This is a genomic window from Methanoculleus sp. 10 (genome assembly GCF_913757945.1).
Taxonomy (GTDB): Archaea; Halobacteriota; Methanomicrobia; order Methanomicrobiales; family Methanoculleaceae; genus Methanoculleus.
Map to the genome: position 1 here is coordinate 171709 of NZ_CAJYDP010000005.1, position 17377 is coordinate 189085.

At 58.6% G+C, this 17377-nt stretch carries 14 protein-coding genes and 1 pseudogene; 12 read left to right on the forward strand and 3 right to left on the reverse strand.

Translation table 11 applies throughout. From position 1 onward, the window contains the following. Positions 1–450 precede the first annotated feature (450 nt). The gene (gene purH / locus QZ408_RS07610) at positions 451–1935 is read right to left on the reverse strand and encodes a bifunctional phosphoribosylaminoimidazolecarboxamide formyltransferase/IMP cyclohydrolase (RefSeq protein ID WP_292490654.1); all 1485 of its coding nucleotides are present in this window, start codon (positions 1933–1935) and stop codon (positions 451–453) included. Positions 1936–2245: 310 nt separating this feature from the next. On the opposite strand from purH, the gene QZ408_RS07615 reads away from it, so the two are divergent. From QZ408_RS07615 to dnaJ, 3 genes are read left to right on the forward strand one after another with little or no spacing between them, the layout of a single operon-like run. Beyond that, complete coding sequence (locus QZ408_RS07615) at positions 2246–2755, forward strand: nucleotide exchange factor GrpE (protein ID WP_292490655.1); 510 nt, start codon at positions 2246–2248, stop codon at positions 2753–2755. Between the two features lie 4 nt (positions 2756–2759). Next, on the forward strand, positions 2760–4589 hold the full coding sequence (gene dnaK, locus QZ408_RS07620) for a molecular chaperone DnaK (RefSeq protein ID WP_292490656.1): 1830 nt from the start codon (positions 2760–2762) through the stop codon (positions 4587–4589). Positions 4590–4594: 5 nt separating this feature from the next. Then, a complete protein-coding gene (gene dnaJ, locus QZ408_RS07625; protein WP_292490658.1) occupies positions 4595–5746 on the forward strand; it encodes a molecular chaperone DnaJ in 1152 nt (383 codons plus the stop codon). 574 nt (positions 5747–6320) lie between these two features. Here the strand turns inward: dnaJ and QZ408_RS07630 are convergent. Next, positions 6321–7317: pseudogene (locus tag QZ408_RS07630) on the reverse strand (IS256 family transposase); the annotation flags it as partial. A gap of 125 nt (positions 7318–7442) precedes the next feature. Here QZ408_RS07630 and QZ408_RS07635 point away from each other — a divergent pair. From QZ408_RS07635 to QZ408_RS07660, 6 genes are all read left to right on the forward strand, one after another. After that, the gene (locus tag QZ408_RS07635) at positions 7443–8441 is read left to right on the forward strand and encodes a hypothetical protein (protein WP_292490659.1); all 999 of its coding nucleotides are present in this window, start codon (positions 7443–7445) and stop codon (positions 8439–8441) included. Positions 8442–8676: 235 nt separating this feature from the next. Continuing rightward, on the forward strand, positions 8677–10470 hold the full coding sequence (locus QZ408_RS07640) for a hypothetical protein (RefSeq protein WP_214081212.1): 1794 nt from the start codon (positions 8677–8679) through the stop codon (positions 10468–10470). Between the two features lie 15 nt (positions 10471–10485). After that, positions 10486–11622, forward strand: a complete 1137-nt coding sequence (locus QZ408_RS07645; RefSeq protein WP_214081213.1) for an SPFH domain-containing protein — start codon at positions 10486–10488, stop codon at positions 11620–11622. 37 nt (positions 11623–11659) lie between these two features. Continuing rightward, a complete protein-coding gene (locus QZ408_RS07650) occupies positions 11660–12409 on the forward strand; it encodes a hypothetical protein (RefSeq protein WP_214081214.1) in 750 nt (249 codons plus the stop codon). 293 nt (positions 12410–12702) lie between these two features. Continuing rightward, complete coding sequence (locus tag QZ408_RS07655) at positions 12703–13656, forward strand: methyltransferase domain-containing protein (RefSeq protein WP_292490660.1); 954 nt, start codon at positions 12703–12705, stop codon at positions 13654–13656. Between the two features lie 104 nt (positions 13657–13760). Next, the gene (locus QZ408_RS07660; RefSeq protein ID WP_292490661.1) at positions 13761–14129 is read left to right on the forward strand and encodes a hypothetical protein; all 369 of its coding nucleotides are present in this window, start codon (positions 13761–13763) and stop codon (positions 14127–14129) included. An 87-nt stretch (positions 14130–14216) separates the two neighbouring features. Here QZ408_RS07660 and QZ408_RS07665 read toward each other — a convergent pair whose 3' ends face one another. Further along, positions 14217–14783 carry a phosphatidate cytidylyltransferase gene (locus QZ408_RS07665; protein ID WP_292490662.1) on the reverse strand — a complete coding sequence of 189 codons (567 nt, stop codon included), beginning with the start codon at positions 14781–14783 and terminating at the stop codon, positions 14217–14219. 124 nt (positions 14784–14907) lie between these two features. Between QZ408_RS07665 and QZ408_RS07670 the strand changes: the two genes are divergently transcribed. The 3 genes from QZ408_RS07670 to QZ408_RS07680 are packed head-to-tail and all read left to right on the forward strand — an operon-like array spanning position 14908 to position 17314. Then, entirely contained in the window at positions 14908–15675 is a 768-nt protein-coding gene (locus QZ408_RS07670) for a TIGR04255 family protein (RefSeq protein ID WP_292490664.1), read from the forward strand. A 6-nt stretch (positions 15676–15681) separates the two neighbouring features. Next, positions 15682–16485: a methyltransferase domain-containing protein gene (locus tag QZ408_RS07675; protein ID WP_292490666.1), complete on the forward strand. Its 804-nt coding sequence runs from the start codon at positions 15682–15684 to the stop codon at positions 16483–16485. 16 nt (positions 16486–16501) lie between these two features. Continuing rightward, entirely contained in the window at positions 16502–17314 is an 813-nt protein-coding gene (locus QZ408_RS07680; protein WP_292490667.1) for a proline dehydrogenase family protein, read from the forward strand. Positions 17315–17377 lie beyond the last annotated feature (63 nt).

Sequence of the window (17377 nt, forward strand, 5' to 3'; positions counted from 1 at the left end):
GGCCTCCGGCCTCCTCCCCGCCCCACGGGGCGGGGGCAGTGCGTGGCGATACCCGGGGAAAAGCCGTTCCCGGGAGCGGCTCTGACGTCGGGTTTCCGGGAGGGATAACCAGGACCCGACTCTTCCCCGGGTTCACCTCGTGCAGTGGACCGTGGCGGCTATCGCCACGGGGGGTGGGGACCGGGGAGAAGGTGCCCTCCAAATCCCCCACCGTGCCCGGATGTGCCCCCGATGCGACCTTCCGATGAATGCGAAACCCGATCGGTACTCCCTTCAGTTGAGAGTGCCGGGTATTGAGAATCGATGCAGCAGAGCAGCCCATAGTGCAGGCCGGGATATTGTCTCACGCAGCAGGCCCGCGAGGGTGCGAAGGGCGCGACACGAGATTCGTAAATTTAGATGACGGCGAACAGTACAGCCGGAAACCCGGCAAAAAGAAGGCGGCGGCCTTCAGTGCCGGAAGTGCCGCACACCGGTGAAGATCATCGCGATATTGAGCCGATTTGCCGCATCAATGACCTCCTGATCCCTGATCGAGCCGCCCGGCTGGACAAGCGCCGTCGCGCCTGCTGCCGCCGCGACCTCCATCGTGTCGGGGAAGGGGAGGAAGGCATCCGAGGCGACCGCCGAGCCGGCAAGGGGTTTCCGGGCCTTCCTGACCGCGATCTCCGCGGACTCGACCCGGTTCATCTGCCCGGCCCCGATCCCGATGACCGCTTTCTCGTCAGCGAATATGATGGCGTTGCTCTTCGTGTGCCGGCAGACCTTCCAGGCAAGGTGCATCGCCCGCATCTCGTGGGCGTCGGGCTCCCGCTCGGTCACAACCCGCCAGTCCTCGCGGAAGGGCTCCGTCCGCTGGACCAGGACCCCGCCGTCGATGCTCCGGATCTCGTCCTGCACGACCGGCTCCGGCAGCCGGAGCACCCGCATGTTCTCCTTTGCCTTCATGATCTCAAGCGCCTCAGGGGTGCAGGAAGGGGCGATCACCACCTCGACAAACGTCCTGGTGAGCTCGCGGGCGACGTCCGCCGTCACCTCGCGGTTCATCGCGACGATCGAGCCGTAGGCCGAGACCGGGTCGACCTCGCGGGCGGCGATGTAGGTATCAAGGAGTTTGTCCCCCGTCGCCACACCGCAGGGGTTGTTGTGCTTGACGATGACCACGGCGCAGTCGTCGAACTCCCTGAGCAGGCCGACCGCGGCATCGACGTCGAGGTAGTTGTTGTAGGACATCTGTTTGCCCTGGAGAGGCTGTTCGCCGGCGATACCGGCATCCCCGTAGACCGCCGCCGCCTGGTGGGGGTTCTCGCCGTATCGGAGCGCCCTCCCGTTCCGGAACTGGACGGTGAGGACTTCCGGGAACGGCCGGTCGATACCCGTCAGGTAGTTCGCGATCGCACCGTCGTAGGCCGCCGTCCGGGAAAACGCCTTCGCGGCAAGGCTCAACCGCTCGTCGGCCGTAAAGCCGCCCCGCCGGACCGCGTCCGCCGTCATGCAATAATCGGCAGGGTCCACCACGACCGCGACGAACTTGTGATTCTTCGCCGCCGCCCGCACCATCGCCGGGCCGCCGACATCGATGTACTCGATGATCTCCTCAAGCGTCAGCCCGGCGGCGCTCATCGCCTCGAAGGGGTAGAGGTTCACCACCACGAGGTCGATCGGTTCGATGCCATGCTCCTGCATCACGGCGTCGTCGATACCGCGGCGGCCGAGGATGCCGCCGTGCACCTTCGGGTGGAGGGTCTTGACCCGCCCGTGCATCATCTCGGGAAACCCGGTGTAGGTCGCAACGTCGGTATACGGGATCCCCGCCTGCTGCAGCAGCGCCCCCGTGCCGCCGGAGCTCAGGATCCGGTAGTCGTGCTTGATTAGCACCTTTGCAAGATCGGCGATGCCTGTCTTATCCCAGACAGACAGCAGTGCCCACTTCATGGATACACGTGAGCGGCATGGAGAGATATATCTGGCGCTGCCCGCAAAACCAGCCGCTTTTCACCTCGCCGGGCCCCGGGAAGCGGGTGCCCGTTCACCCCCGGGTTCACCGGCGCGGCAGGAGAGGGACTGCCTTTCTCCCCGGCCGATCGGCATAACGGAGGAAGAATATTGACGGATGAGTGCCCGATCGTCAATTTGGCCCGTTATAGGGGCTGAATGGCTGCAGCAATCGTTAATAATATATAGAACCCCATTACAATAAATACTCAAACCAATACATTACATCATTTTCAAGCAGGTTAGGCGTATGAAGGAGGATACATCCGAACCAAACGAGAAGCAGCAGAATCTCGGCCCAGCGGCGGATGCAGCATCTCCGGCGCTTGAAGAACTGCAGAAAGCGTATGACGACTTAAACAGCCGTCATCTCCGCCTTGCAGCAGATTTCGACAACTACCGCAAAAGGATGGCCCGGGAGATTGAGGCTCGCACAACCTACGCCATCGAGGATTTCGCGGTGGAGTTGCTCGACGTCGTGGACAACTTCGAGCGGGCGGGGAAAGCCGACGGCGCAGGCCTCCGCGAAGGGATGGAGCAGATCAAAAAACTCTTCATGACCATCCTTGAGCGGCACGGCATCCGGCCCATCGAGTGCCGGGACCTTCCGTTCGACCCCGAACGGCACGAGGCAATCGCCTACGTCCCTTCGGCGGCGGAGGAGGGGACCGTGATCGATGAGGTCATCCGTGGATACTGTATGCAGGACAAGGTCATCAGATGCGCAAAAGTCGTAATATCTAAAGGAATGGAGGAATAAGCAGATGGTTTCAGAAAAAGTTCTTGGTATCGATCTCGGAACGACCAACTCGTGTATGGCGATCATGGAAGGCGGGCGGGCGACGGTCATCGCAAACGCCGAAGGCGGCAGGACCACCCCGTCCGTCGTAGCGTTCACCAAGGAGGGCGAGCGGCTGGTCGGCACCGTCGCAAAACGGCAGGCGATCACGAACCCGAACCGCACCATCCAGTCCATCAAGAGGAAGATGGGCACGAGCGAGAAGATCGCCATCGGGGAGAAGAGCTACACGCCGCAGGAGATCTCTGCGATGGTCCTCCAGAAACTGAAACTGGACGCAGAGGAATACCTGGGTGAGAAGATCAAAAAGGCCGTCATCACGGTGCCTGCCTACTTCAACGACGCTCAACGGCAGGCGACGAAGGACGCGGGGACCATTGCCGGCCTCGAGGTGCTCCGGATCATCAACGAACCGACCGCGAGCGCGCTCGCCTACGGTATCGACAAGGAAGGCGAGGCCACGGTGCTCGTCTACGACCTCGGCGGCGGCACGTTCGACGTCTCCATTCTCCAGCTCGGCGACGGCGTCTTCGAGGTCAAGGCGACCGCCGGCAACAACCGCCTCGGCGGCGACGACTTCGACAAACTGGTCGTCGACTACCTGGTCGACGAGTTCCGCAAAAAAGAGGGCGCCGACCTCCGGAAAGACCCGGTCGCGATGCAGCGCCTCCGGGACGCGGCCGAGAACGCGAAGATCGAACTCTCTACCGTCCAGAAGACCAACATCAACCTCCCCTACATCACCACGACCGAGAGCGGTCCCAAGTTCCTGGACCTCGATCTCTCCCGCGCGAAGTTCGAGAGCCTCATCGCCGACCTCGTCGACTCGACCCTCGGGCCGGTGAGGCAGGCGCTCGCCGACGCCAAACTGAGCGCCGACGATATCGACCACGTCCTCCTCGTCGGCGGGTCGACCCGGGTGCCGCTCGTCCAGGAAACCATAAAGAAGGTCCTGAAGAAGGAGCCCGACAAAGGCATCAACCCCGACGAGTGTGTCGCTCTCGGCGCCGCCATCCAGGCCGGCGTGCTCACGGGCGAAACCAAAGACGTCCTGCTCCTTGACGTGACCCCGCTCTCGCTCGGCATCGAGACGCTCGGCGGTATTGCGACGAAGCTGATCGAGCGCAACACCACCATCCCGACGCGCAAGAGCCAGATCTTCTCGACCGCCGCCGACGGCCAGACATCGGTCGAGATCCACGTGATGCAGGGCGAACGGGCGCTCGCGAAGGACAACTTCACCCTGGGTCGGTTCCAGCTCACGGGTATCCCGCCCGCACCGCGGGGGATCCCGCAGATCGAGGTCACGTTCGATATCGACGCAAACGGTATCGTCCACGTCTCGGCAAAGGACCTCGGCACCGGGAACGAGCAGTCGATCACCATCAAGCCGCAGGACTCCCGCCCCTCGGAGGCCGAGATCCAGCGGATGATGAACGACGCAAAGAAGTTCGAGGCGGAGGACCAGAAGAAACGCGAGGAGATCGACCTCCGGAACACCGCCGATACCGCCGTCTTCACCGCCGAACGGGCGTTAAAGGACGCAAAGGAGACGATCGACGCCGCGGAGCGCGAGAAGATCGAGGGCGCGATCGCCGACCTCAAGAAGGCGCTCGAGGGCGACGACCTTGAGGCCATCAGGCAGAAGATGGACGCCCTGACCGAAGCAGTATATGCGGTCACAACGAAGATGTACCAGCAGGCACAGCAACAGGCCGCCCAGAAGCAGAAGGCGGAGGGAGACGCAACGAAGGATGATACTGTCGTTGATGCCGATTACGAAGTCAAAGAGTGAGGCCGATGGGTCCGGACAGCTACTATGATACCCTCGGCGTCTCGCGCGACGCCGACGATAAGGAGATCAGGAAAGCCTACCGGGACCTGGCACGAAAATACCACCCCGATGTCTGCAAGGAACCGGGGGCAGAGGAGAGGTTCAAGAGCATCAACGAGGCCTACAGTGTCCTCTCCGACCCGGAGAAACGCGCCCAGTACGACCGGATGGGGCACGCCGCCTACAGTAATGCGTCCCGGGGCTCGTACTCCGGCGGGGGAGGGTTCTCCGGCGGGTTCAGCGCGGATTTCTCCGGGTTCGGGGATATCTTCGACACCTTCTTCGGCGGTGGGGGCCGGCAGAGCGCCGGTCCGCGTCCCGGGGCCGACCTCCTCATGCAGATGCGCATAACGCTCGAGGAGGCGGCGTTCGGGACCGAGAAGGAGGTCGGCCTCGACCATATCGAGCCCTGCCCTGCGTGCGACGGTTCGGGGAGCGAGACGAAGAAGTTCACCACCTGCCCGACCTGCGGCGGCAGCGGCCAGATGCGGCAGATGAGCCAGTCGATCTTCGGGAGCTTCGTCCGGATGAGCACCTGCACCGCCTGCGGCGGGCGGGGGAAGATGCCCGAATCCCGGTGCAAGGCCTGCGGCGGCAGCGGGCACCGGCGTGCCCGGCAGACCGTGAAGGTCCGGATACCGCCGGGCGTGGATACGGGTATGCGCCTCCGGATGGAGGGCTACGGCGACGCCGGGGAGTACGGTGCGCCGGCGGGGGACCTCTACATCGAGATCACCGTCGCACCGCACCGGACGTTCACCCGGCGGGGCGACGACCTCGAGACGACCGTCGATATCACCCCGGCCCAGGCGACCCTGGGCTCCGAGGTCGAGGTGCAGACGATCGACGGGCGCACGGTCGTCCTCGATATCCCGGCCGGCGTGCAGCACAACACCGGGCTGAAGATACCGGGCGAAGGCGTGCGGTGGCAGGCGAAGCCCGGCGACATGCTGGTGCGGGTGCGCATCGTCGTGCCCGAGCGCCTGACGGAGGAGGAGCGCGAACTCTATGGACGCCTGCTCGAGCTCGAGGGGAAGAAACCCTCGGCGAAGGGCGCGAAGAAGGGCAAGGGCTTCTTTCAGGACGTCGTCGACAAGATGAAAGAGTCGGTGAAGTGAGGGGGGTTCCCTCACTTCGGCGATCTGGCTTCTGAACTCTTTTGCTGCCGGCCCTTGTTCGGGCATCCTCAGAGTGGATCGAGCGCCCGGAATTTCATCCGGGTTTTATCGGAAGAGAGACTGAGATTGATGCAGTCTGCCCGCGTAAGGAATCGGCTCATCCGGACCCGGATTGAATTGCGAAACTTTTGGTGGCCGGAGGTCTGAGCATCAGCGAAACCGGTAGCGATACCGGGGCAGTTCCGGAACACAACAGTCACGTTTGAGCACTCCAACAACCGAATGGAGGTGAACCGAACTCGGGACGGGGAGCTGGATATTCCCGGTTCGGGGTCAATGCTGCGGCCGCCTTTTCTTGAATGCTGGATGGTAGAGGCTAAGACCATTCTATAGCGGGTATGTACATGGAGCTATGCCAAAACGGAGCAGAAACAAGATATCGCCGCCGAAACTCTCATGAGGTGGGAGCGAGAAATGGCGGAGAGATTAGGTGCCTTTATTTCTCAAAATGGTGTTTTATGAGGTAACGTCTCAGATCTTCTGTAATTTGCCTGAGCCCCGTCTCCTTGCCTGATCATTCCTTCTCCATGGTCAAATACCTTCTGCCGGTGACCCACTCCTCGTTGATGTCCATCAGGATGGATCCGACCAACCGGAGGAGGGATTCCTCGTTCGGGAACGCTCCTACGACCTTGGTCCTTCGTTTGAGTTCCTTATTGACCCGTTCCATCATGTTCGTTGTTCGGATCCGCTTTCCGTGCTGTTTTGGGAATGCCGTGTAACTCATGAGCCCGGGGAGGAATCGTTCGATGGTGTTTGCGGCTTTTCGGTATCCCCGGGCATTCAGGTCATCAGCGAGATCCTGGAGTCTCTGCTCATTCCCATAGGCCTCCTTCAGCCCCTCTACAACCTCCTTCTGGTGTTTCCGGGGAATATTCCTCAAGACGGCTCGGGTACAATGAACCTGACACATCTGCCAGGATGCACCGAGGAAGGCGGCTTCAGCCGCCTTCTGGATGCCGGTATGCCCATCCGAGATGACCAGTTGAACCCCGGCAAGTCCTCGTTCTTTGAGGTCCTCGAAGAGTCCCGACCAGAATTCTTCATTCTCACAGTCGGTGACTTCGCGCCCAAGATCTCCCGGTAACCATCCTCGCGCACTCCGGCGACCACCAGGACCGCCTTGGTGACGTACCGTGCTCCGTCCCGGATTTTGTAGTAGGAAGCATCCACGAAGAGATACGGGATAGCCTGTTCGATCGGCCGCAGGAGGAATGCCTGCACCTGATCGTCGAGATCCTTGGCCATCCGGGAAACCGAAGCCGGAGAGAGCTGATCGATCCCCAGATGACTGACGATCTCCTGGACTCTCCTCGTTGAGACGCCCTGGAGGTAGGATTCGACGATTGCATTCACCAGAGCCTTCTCCACCCGGGCATACCGTCCAAAGACCTGTGTCTCGAACGGGAACTCCCGAAACTGCGGTTTCCGGAGGATCGTCTCCCGTATCGGGTCTTGAGGGATCGGTCCTTGTAACCGTTTCGATGCGCTTTCCGCGCATCGGTGCGTTCGCATTGGGCTATGAAGCTCTGTTACCTTAAAGGACTCCGAATATAATAGAAAAGTTAATGATCCTTTGAAATAATATGAAAAATTATTGCCCCAATTACAATGGCTATAACAAAGGAGATAGAAGATGGGTCTTTTTGATAAAGTAAAAGCAGTTGGCAAAGAGATTGGGATAGGACTTAACGCGCAGGAACAATACCAGCGAGCCTATGAGAAAGGTGTCCTGCTTCAACCGCCGGATTACTCCGCTGCTACCAAACACTTTGCGAAGGCTTCCGAGATGTTCCTCCAGGAAGGAGATGAGGACATGGCCAGACTCGCAAAAGCTAATGCCGCATTGTATGAACTCATTGACAAACGTAATCTCAATACTCTTCGTGAAGTAATCCGGGCCCTGGAGCCTATAACTGAAGTTCCATGCATAGGTAGCCAGGATGAAATGATGCAGACATCCCTTCTCATCGCGGAACTTAGATCCTTACAGTGCGAAGAACGGGCAAAACAGTGTGGCAATTACGCCGATATGACTCAAGAATATATGGAGGCGGCTGAAGGTTTCATGAAACTTGGTTACGCTCCGCTTCATATATCGGAGAGGCTCAAGCTGGATGGTCCCGTAGAAAAAGCAATCCTGCGTGCTTTTTACTGCGAAGGGCTGTCAGATTATTATTCTGCTCTTTCAGTTGTTCTGTCTTCACCCGTACAGGCACATGATCAGATGCAGAAGGCGGCATCCTGCTTTCGTCAGGCTATGGTCACTGATTGGTCAAAAACTGTTGACGACTATATCGCAAAGGTATCCTCGAAATCTCACTGCTGGATGTGCGGCCGGGAAATGCAAGGAGAAGATGTATTCTTCAAGTATTACCCCGCAGAAACCGAGGAGTATCACAGCCAGCTCTTAGAGTCCTCAAACGAGGACTTACGCATGATTGACAATACAGGCCATGTGACCGTCTGCACTGTTTGCGGCTCTGCGATCGAGAATCAAGCGGACCGATATGCTACGATGCGTGCTGATGAAGTTCGCGCTTGGGCTGATCAGTTGTTTCAGCAAACGAACGAGGTGCTCATGAACCATAGCGAAAGATTGCGGTCGCTTGAGCGTGTAGCACACAGACACTAACGAGTGAGCAGCAGAGTCCGTTGTACGATAGTATGACTGTCTAGTATAGGCTGAACATTGGTGGAGAGCACTCAAAAAATCATGTAATGGAGGGATTAGAGGTCATTCAACACTATTGCTGTCTATAAAGAGAGATTTGATTGGCTCTGAAGCAGATCCATTACATAACGTATATACCATCTGTGAAAAATTAACGCAATTAATGCTTTACCGGAATATAGCGTGAGGTGAAACCATGGACAATATCGAAATGGAAAAGATTCTGGATGCACTTGATCGTCGAGTGGCGCTCGGTGAGATTGATATCGGTACCTATAAAAAACTGAAGGCGAAGTTCAGCACACAGGTTGGACATAGTGAGGAACCTATCTCGGCGGCTGTATCTGCTCTGCCCAAGGAGGCTGTTTCCTTACAATGTCCGGGTTGTATGGCGCCTTTACCGTTACCGAGTGATCCTTCTCAGGTTAGTGTCGTCTGCGATTACTGCGGCGGGACATTTGCCCTGCAGACAGCATCAGAGGAGATGGATCGCCTTAAAAGCGATATCAGGAAATGGATCTCCCAGGTGGCCGGCAATGCAGGAATCGGCACCACGGTTGACGAGGCATCTCGCAAGTTCATCTTCAACGACAAACTATTACCTCCATTGAAGAATGCAGCCGATCGTGCAACCGATATATTCAGCCTGACTCGCTATCAGTCCCTCTTTACATTTTCCCTGCTTACCGGGCTTCCTTCCTCTCCCTTTCATCAGACACTGCGATCAGCGCCTAACCTGAATTATTTAGTTGATAAAATAAAAGAGACCGTGGTCCGCGTTCAATCACCTGAGATCAGGCTTTTTGCAATAGGCGAGAAGGAGCAGTATGAGTTGCACGCTCTGGAAGTACGATGTCTTGAGGCAGGTTACCTGTCTAATGTCCGCCACCATCTTGCCAGCCCGACACCTGATGGCTTTCATAAAGCAAAAACGAACCTCCATGCCCTTAATGAACTGTACAATACGACCAATCAATTGGTATCGGCTATTGATCCGTCGTTAGCTGCATTTTCAGATGCTCTGGCAACCAGGATGAAGCTACTCGAAGAGGCTGTAAACATTCTAGAGGATCTGTTTTGCAGTGCAGACGGCGTGATGACGGATTATGTGGCAGAAAATCTGGAGTCAATAGCTGAAAAACTTGAGCAGACTGCATCCGCAATTGAAGCAACTGGAATGAAACCAAGAGAGACTGTACCCGCTGCTGAGGGAACACGCAACGACGCGGACACAATCCGCATTCTTGCCACCTGTGTGAGATTCTACGGCCAATGCGGCGCTGAAGCGGGGATGCCCTTCACTACCTTTTTGGCTAACCTCGAAGAGATGGTTGATAAAGCACAGACCCCCTCCTCGGATTTGAGGTGGTTGTCAGCTTTCCTATCTAATCTGACGCTGCACATGGAATCGACAGCCGGTGAAGCTTCTCTACCTGTAGTGTCTGACTTTGGCTGGGCTGAAGGAAGAATGGTGGCCCTGGTGAAATCCTCGTTCTTAGGTGGAAAAGAGTCGGTGGATGAAGAAAGGAAGATATTACTACCATTCTGGCTTGCCGAACTGGATTTCTCACAGCAGAAAGGTGTGATATTCAAGAAAGGATCAATGGCGTCCGGACTTATCTTAACAGAAGCTATGCGCCATAACAAGCAATGCTTCGTTATCAACTCAAGCGATCCTCTGAATGAGCAATGTTATGGTGCAATTCGGTCCCGTACAACCATCGGATACTCAACACCCGCGGTAGTTCCCGTGGTGGGTTCGGATGATGCATTAAAATATATGAAGCAATTCGTATCGTCAACACAGGGTTATGCCGGAGGAAACGTTAGACAACTGCAATTAATCTATCTGCCAGTGATTGGTGCGAGGTACTATACAAAAAAGTCAGAAAGAAGGGAAATTCTGGCCCCATCCAGCAGCATTGCTCTCTCACATTTTGACGTCAGGTCGCTCAGAATTGGCACGAAAGAGGTCTTATTCGCACGGTAATGGAGAGGATATACTATGGCGCTTATTGATCGCATTAAATATGACGGGTCTCCAGAACGTCTGGTCTGGAAGTATGATAAAGAGAACATCACACTGGGAGCACAACTCATTGTAAATGAAAGCCAGGAGGCAATATTTTTCAAGGGTGGACAGGCTCTGGATGTTTTCGGACCCGGCACCCACACGCTATCGACCAAAAACTTACCGTTATTGGGGAGACTTGTTAATTTACCGTTTGGTGGAGAGACTCCATTCACCGCGGAGATATATTACGTCAATCAGGTTTCCCGTCTTGATTATAAATGGGGCACTCGAACACCCATACCGGTTGAGGACCCAAAATACGGGGTGCTTGTTCCTGTAGGTTGTTTTGGGCAGTTCGGACTTCGAGTTGCCGATTCGCGGTTATTTATCACCCAGATTGTGGGAACTATGCCCGAATGGAAAGGAGATATGGTACTCGAATATTTCCGCGGGGTGATTCTCACCAGGGTGAAAGACATTGTAGCAAAATACGTTGTGGATAGGAACCTCTCGATTGCTACTATCACAGCCCGGATTGATGAAATATCACAATTAGTTGAAGAGCGTCTCAGGGACGAATTCGCCAAATACGGTCTTGAGTTACTCAAATTCTTCATCACATCAATCACCATCCCAACTGACGAGTTGAAAAAGATCCAGGAGATTGATCTCAAAGCCCGGGAGATTGAACGGCTTGGCGACCAGCGATACCAGATGATGCGGGGCTTCGATGTTATGACGGAAGCTGCAAAAAATCCCGGCGCTCCCGGGACGTTAATGGGTGCTGGCATCGGGCTTGGAGTCGGCGCCAGGATGGCTGGACCGTTCGCTTATATGACGGATCAGGCAACACAATCGGTTACACAGACGCCACCGGGTAATTCATCTGCATTGATATGCCCAAAATGTCAGGCAAACCTTCCTGCAGGTAGTCAGTTCTGCATCAAATGTGGTGCAAATCTTACGACAACGTCTGTGTGTCCATCATGTCGACAGGCTCTGACGACTCGTTCTAATTTTTGTCCTCATTGTGGCAAAAAAATTGTATCGACTGCCAGCTGTCCTTCATGTGGTGCCCAGGTTCCTGAAGGGGCGAAGTTCTGTCCCGAGTGTGGTAAAACCCTTTGAAGTATCGATTAGAACGAATGTGTGGTGGTAAACTAAAATGACTCATAATAACCGTAATCTTCTGATTCAAGTCGCCGCTTTACTTGTTGCCCTGTCTTTTACTATTGGCATCTTCCTGTCATTCGCACCGGATACACCCCGCTACTCATACTGGATAGCGATGATCGACGTGTCTTTGATGGTAATTATAACAGGGATATATGGAATTTATAATTTCCAGCTTTTTACAAAAGATGCAACAACTAAACTGCCTGCGGCAATGCACATCAGCATTGGAAGTACGATCGGCATCTTCCTGATTGCAAGTGCGTTAATAGCCACTGTATTCCTTTTGGTTTTCAATAATAGTTCTTTTGACCAGGCATATCTATTGATAATTCTTGGTAAATGGTTACTACTGATCTTAATATTGGTGGCTATGTGGTCTATCGGACAGGAAGGTGAGGGAGTTATCCATGGTCGTCCGCGAGACGAGCAAATGGCCCTGTATAACACGGTGCAGCAGACGTTGATCGAGTTTCGTCAGTTGCCGTCCAGTGATGAAAGCAATACGTTGCAGAGGGAGATTGATGATGATCTTTCTACGATCCGAAATCAAATTCGTAGTCGTGTTTCTGCAAATAAGATGCAAGACGATGAGTATGAACTCATACGTGATCTCTTAAATGATGTGAGAAGCACAATACGTGAAGTCAATGGTTCCGCAGAAGGCGAGCGTTTGGCAAGCTTCATGCGCATTCAAGATGCTGTTCAAAAAATCCTGGTAACCGGTCAACTCCACCGCTAAGCCCGCAATGGAGATACAATGAACTCTCTCCCCCATCATTTTCAGTACCCTGTTCCTCCCGGCAGATCATTGAATCCCACAAAATCCCCGTAATTTTAGCCGAAACCTTTCAGCATATCCCTTATTCTCTGGCGAGATCGCATATACTTCATTCATCTTCTTCCCGGCGGCCAGGATCTTGAGTTGCACCCAATCGGAGCGGTACCAGTCAGCAGTATCCAGCGGGTCCTCGGTATCAAGGATAGATCCGTCATCCCCCCGCTTTATCGCCCCGCGGGGCCAATACCATAAGGATGAAACTGCTCTTCGAACTCTCCGGCGAGCACCCCGATCTCCCGGTTGCTGAACTGGAGTGCGTGGGCACCGTCCTCGACCGGCGGACCCAGGTCGCCATCGCGGAGTGCCCGGACCCGGGGGCCGTCGGGAGGCTTGCCCTGACGCACGTGGTGATGGAGTACCTCGGCGAGTGCGAGCCCTCGAAGGAGGGGCTCACAGGCCTCCTCCGCGACCTTGCCATCCGGACCGAGAAGCCGTTCGCCGGCCGGGTGAAGCTGATCCAGGGAGCCCGGATGGACTTGGCCCGCCTTGAGGTCGAGAAACTGATCGGGGGTCTGGTCGCCGGCCCGGTCTCGCTCCGCGACCCTGTCGAAGAGTACCGCGCCGTCGTCTCGGATGACCGCTGCTACTTCGGCCGCGTGATTGCGCGGATCGACCGGGGCGGGTTTGAGTTCCGGAACCCCATGCGCCGGCCGTTCTTCCACCCCGGCGTGATGATGCCCCGGATGGGCCGCGCGCTCGTGAACATCTCCCTGGTCCGGCCGGGGGAACTGATCTTCGACCCCTTCTGCGGCACCGGCGGAATCCTTCTTGAGGCCCGCGAGATCGGCGTCCGGGTGCTCGGCAGCGACTTCGACCCCGCCATGGTCGCGGGCTACCGGCAGAACCTCCCCGGCTCTGACGTGATGATCGCCGACGCCACGGCGGTCCCGATCTGCGACGGCGCCCTGGATTCGGTCGTGACCGACCTCCCCTACGGCCAGTCGGTCAGGATCCACGGGGAGAGCATGGACCGGCTCTATGACGGCTCGCTCGCCGAGATCCGGCGGATCCTCAAGCCTGGAAGGCGCGCGGTCGTCGTCACGCACCGCGACATCGCGCCGATCGCCGCCCGGCACTTCACCATCCTGCAGGAGCACGAGCAGCGGGTGCACAGGAGCCTGACGCGCAGGATCCTTGTGCTCGGATAACCACACGAAAAAGGGGGCTTCTCATACCGCCTTTTCCTCACCCGGCACGGCCTCCCGCCGGGTGCCGGCCCCGGTTTTATGAGATCCCCGGGCGAATTTTATAGGTGGAAATAAATTTTAAACGATACGGCCTTTATCTCGTCCGGTGGCAGCTCTCGACGCCGCTCCTTGCCGGTGTCCTCTACCTGCTCGCGGGCCTCGGAGCACTGGCCGCCACCATCGTCGCCAACCTCATCGGGGGCCTCATCTTCTTCTGGGTCGACCGGTTCATCTTCACCTCAGAGACGCTCGCCGCCCAGTGGGAGGTCAAAGAGGAGGTGCGCTGCGTGGACTGCGGGAAGATCGCCCGCGGCTACCGCCTTGTCCGTGCGGAGAACTATGATAAGTCCAACGATCCGGCGCCCGAGTTCCGGTGCGAGGAGTGCTCGAAGCGGAAGTCCGAGGAACTCAAGAAGCGGGGCGTCAGGCACTGAAGGGAGCCCCCTTCCCCTCCCCTCTTCCGGGACCCCTTTCCTCCACCGCAGTTAGACTGCCCCGCTCTTCTCAAGTTCTGCCTCTCCTCAGAGTCCCGTCGCGATAACCCCCACCGCCGCGAGCGTCACGCACGCCCCGATCTGGATTGCCATGTTGTCGTCGAGCGGGAAGTATGCCTCGATGACCCCGGCGACCCCCGCCACCACCACCGCCGCCCACCACGGGAGAAGGAGGGTGAGCGCGAACGCGGCCGCCGCCGCCCCGGCAGCCGTTCCCTCGAGCGACTTCTTGCCCCGGAGGACGTGCCGGCCGAACCGGACCCCGATGAGCGTTGAGACGCTGCCGAGCACCCCGACCGTGACGAGCCCGACCGCAGCGTACTCCCTCCCGAAGACCGCGAGACAGAAGAGGGCGCCGGCGGAGTAGGCGATGGCGCCCTTGAGCGGGATCTTCCCCTGCCGTTCGGTCTCGTCGAATACCTGCGAGAAGACCGGGACGTCGTAGCCGCGGGTGAAGGCGTCGCAGAGGAGGAAGACGGCGACGAGCACGGTGCTCAAAAAGACAAACGCCCATCGGTCATTGAGAAGGAGGATGATCCCGGCGCCGATGACCCCCATGAGGAGGTGGACCGTCTGGCGGAATGTCTCGCCCATTGCATCCGGATGGGCGCCCCGGATGATAAAGTACGGGTGCTCACCGCCGCGGTCCCGTCGCTCTCCCGGCAGCAGTCACCTTAAAGTAGTCTCCTTCTATCCTACACCCCTTGAGGAGAAGATCATGGCAGAGGTACGAAAATACGTAAACCCGCCTGCGGCCGAAGTGATATGCGAGTTCCGGTTCCCCCAGGAGACCACCTGGGACATGACCTACCCCGGCTTGCTCTACAGCAGCCTGAAAGAGACCTACCCGAAACGCGACCAGCGCTACGTCCGCGAGGTGGTGATGCTCGTCGGCCCCGAAGGGCTCCGCGAGGAACTGTTCGTCACCGAACGGTCGATATTCCTTGCCGAAGACGAGGGCTGTGCCGTCCAGGTCGGCCCCCGCCTTCTCACGGTGAGCTGCCAGAAGCCCTACGTCCACTGGGAAGCCTTCTCGGAGCGGATCATGAGTGTCTTTAACCGGGTCCGCGACGTCATCGGGATCGATGCCATCGGGACCATGAACCTCCGCTACGTCAACCTCATCGAGATACCGGAGCGGGAGGTGACGCTCTCGGACTACTTCGCCTTCTACCCGACCCTCCCGCCGGAACTCCCGCGGGTTCCTGAAGGGTTCATCACCGGGTGCGAGTTCGCGTTCCACGACAACCGGGACAACTGCCGGGTGGAACTGACCGACGCCGTGCCGGAGTCGACGGAGAACAATGCGTTCCTCCTGAACATCGACTACTTCCTTGCCGAAGGCCAGAACGTCCCGCCGGACGGGGTCGCGGACTGGCTCGAGATCGCCCACACCCACGTCCGGGATATCTTCGAGGCCTGCATCAGGGACACGCTCCGCGACCTCTTCACCCTGCGGGAGGAGGTGCCCGCGGCGGCACGGTGAGGGTCTATGGGCGATATCGTGCGCCGGAAGTGGATGACTATGATGGATGTCCACGCCGGCGTTGTCGAGCGGGTCTACGGGGGGCCGGTCGGGCTCATCTGGGAGATGCTCGCGGGCGAGGAGATGGAATGCGAGACCGGAGACCTCGCGGAGAGGGCGGGGATCGGAACGGGGAGCCGGGTGCTCGCCCTCCTCCCCGGGGCCGGGGGAGCGGCCCGGCGGCTTAGCCGGAAGTACGGCGCGACGGTGATCGGGCTCGTTCCGGTGCCGCAGGTCGTCGAGGAGGCGGTCCGGAGGACAGAGGCGGCCGGCCTCGCCGCCAAGGTCGACTTCCAGCAGGGGAACGCCATCGAGATGTCGTTTCACGACGGGATCTTCGACGTCGTCTGGGGCGAGGACGCCTGGTGCTACGTCGTCGACAGAGACCGGATGGTCGGCGAGATCTACCGGGTCTTGAAGCCCGGGGGCGTCCTCGCCTTCACCGACTGGGTCCAGACCGGACCGATGAGCGACGATGAGTGGCACACCCCGGAGACCTTCAGGATCTTCCCGCACCTTGAGACGGTCGAGAGCTACGCTAACATCCTCGAACGGAATGGGTTTGCTGTCACCGGGCGGGGGGAGGTTCCGGGCGACCCGGCCCTGTGGGTCCGGGAGCTCCGCGAATCGTTGCGGCAGGGCCGGGACAGCATTATCGGGTTAATCGGGGAGGAGGCCTGCGACGACGCCCGGCAGGCCCTCGGCCTCTGGGAGAAGGCCGCGGGCCGGGGGCTGGTCGGGCGCGTGTGGCTGCTCGCAAGGAGACCGTAGGGCCGGAGCGGATACAGTGGTTCTGAGGACTTCCGGCAGGGCTGAGCGATGGACACTGCCCGACCTCGATGCGGCGGTCCAGCGGTGCAGGGCGCAGAACGCCCGGGGCATCAGGTGTATCCTCGACGTCCTCGGCGAGTATGCCCGGAGCGAGGAGCAGGCCCGGGAGAACCGGGAGTGCTCTTCGGCCGCGATAGCCGCGATCGGCGAGCACCACCTGGACGCGTCGCTCACGGTGAAGATGACTGCATTTGGTGCGTCGTTCGACCGGGAGGCCGCCCGCGACTCCCTGCTCCGGCTCTGCGAGGAGGCCCGTGCGCACGGCGTCGGGTTCGAGGTGGATATGGAGGGGCGGGGGCTTGTGGAGACGACGGTGGAGGCCGCCGTCGCCTGCGCCCGGCAGGGGTTGCCCGTGACCCTCGCACTCCAGACCTCCCTTGACCGCACCACCGGCGACCTCGACCGCATCGTCCGCCACGGCATCAAGCCCCGCCTGGTGAAGGGAGCCTACCCGGCGGATACGGACGATCTCACCGATATCCGGCGCCGGTTCCGGGCGCTTGCATCGGAACTCCTCGACCGGGGCGTGCCGTTCTCGGCCGCCACCCACGACCCCGACCTGGTCGCGTGGCTGGTAGAGCCCCCGGCCGGGACGGTCGAGTTCGCGTTCCTGATGGGGATTGCGGACGAGACCAAGCGCCGGCTCGCGGAAGAGGGGAGGGCTGTCGCCGAGTACGTGCCCTTCGGGAAGCAGACGGGCATCTACGTGGCGCGGCGCGAGGCGTATCTCGCGAAGATGGCGGCGGAGGGGCGAACACCGGTGCCCTGACCCTGCATCACCATGCCTATCGTCTCCAGGACACGGGATGCGGTCACGCCGGTCGGTAACCCC

What these genes read in the sequence shown, in the direction of transcription:
- QZ408_RS07650 (WP_214081214.1), top strand. Translation starts at nt 11,660, where the DNA reads ATGACTCATAATAACCGTAATCTTCTGATTCAAGTCGCCGCTTTACTT.
- QZ408_RS07670 (WP_292490664.1), top strand. Translation starts at nt 14,908, where the DNA reads ATGGCAGAGGTACGAAAATACGTAAACCCGCCTGCGGCCGAAGTGATA.
- QZ408_RS07615 (WP_292490655.1), top strand. Translation starts at nt 2,246, where the DNA reads ATGAAGGAGGATACATCCGAACCAAACGAGAAGCAGCAGAATCTCGGC.
- dnaJ (WP_292490658.1), top strand. Translation starts at nt 4,595, where the DNA reads ATGGGTCCGGACAGCTACTATGATACCCTCGGCGTCTCGCGCGACGCC.
- QZ408_RS07665 (WP_292490662.1), bottom strand. Translation starts at nt 14,783, where the DNA reads ATGGGCGAGACATTCCGCCAGACGGTCCACCTCCTCATGGGGGTCATC.
- QZ408_RS07635 (WP_292490659.1), top strand. Translation starts at nt 7,443, where the DNA reads ATGGGTCTTTTTGATAAAGTAAAAGCAGTTGGCAAAGAGATTGGGATA.
- QZ408_RS07645 (WP_214081213.1), top strand. Translation starts at nt 10,486, where the DNA reads ATGGCGCTTATTGATCGCATTAAATATGACGGGTCTCCAGAACGTCTG.
- QZ408_RS07640 (WP_214081212.1), top strand. Translation starts at nt 8,677, where the DNA reads ATGGACAATATCGAAATGGAAAAGATTCTGGATGCACTTGATCGTCGA.
- purH (WP_292490654.1), bottom strand. Translation starts at nt 1,935, where the DNA reads ATGAAGTGGGCACTGCTGTCTGTCTGGGATAAGACAGGCATCGCCGAT.
- dnaK (WP_292490656.1), top strand. Translation starts at nt 2,760, where the DNA reads ATGGTTTCAGAAAAAGTTCTTGGTATCGATCTCGGAACGACCAACTCG.
- QZ408_RS07675 (WP_292490666.1), top strand. Translation starts at nt 15,682, where the DNA reads ATGGGCGATATCGTGCGCCGGAAGTGGATGACTATGATGGATGTCCAC.
- QZ408_RS07655 (WP_292490660.1), top strand. Translation starts at nt 12,703, where the DNA reads ATGAAACTGCTCTTCGAACTCTCCGGCGAGCACCCCGATCTCCCGGTT.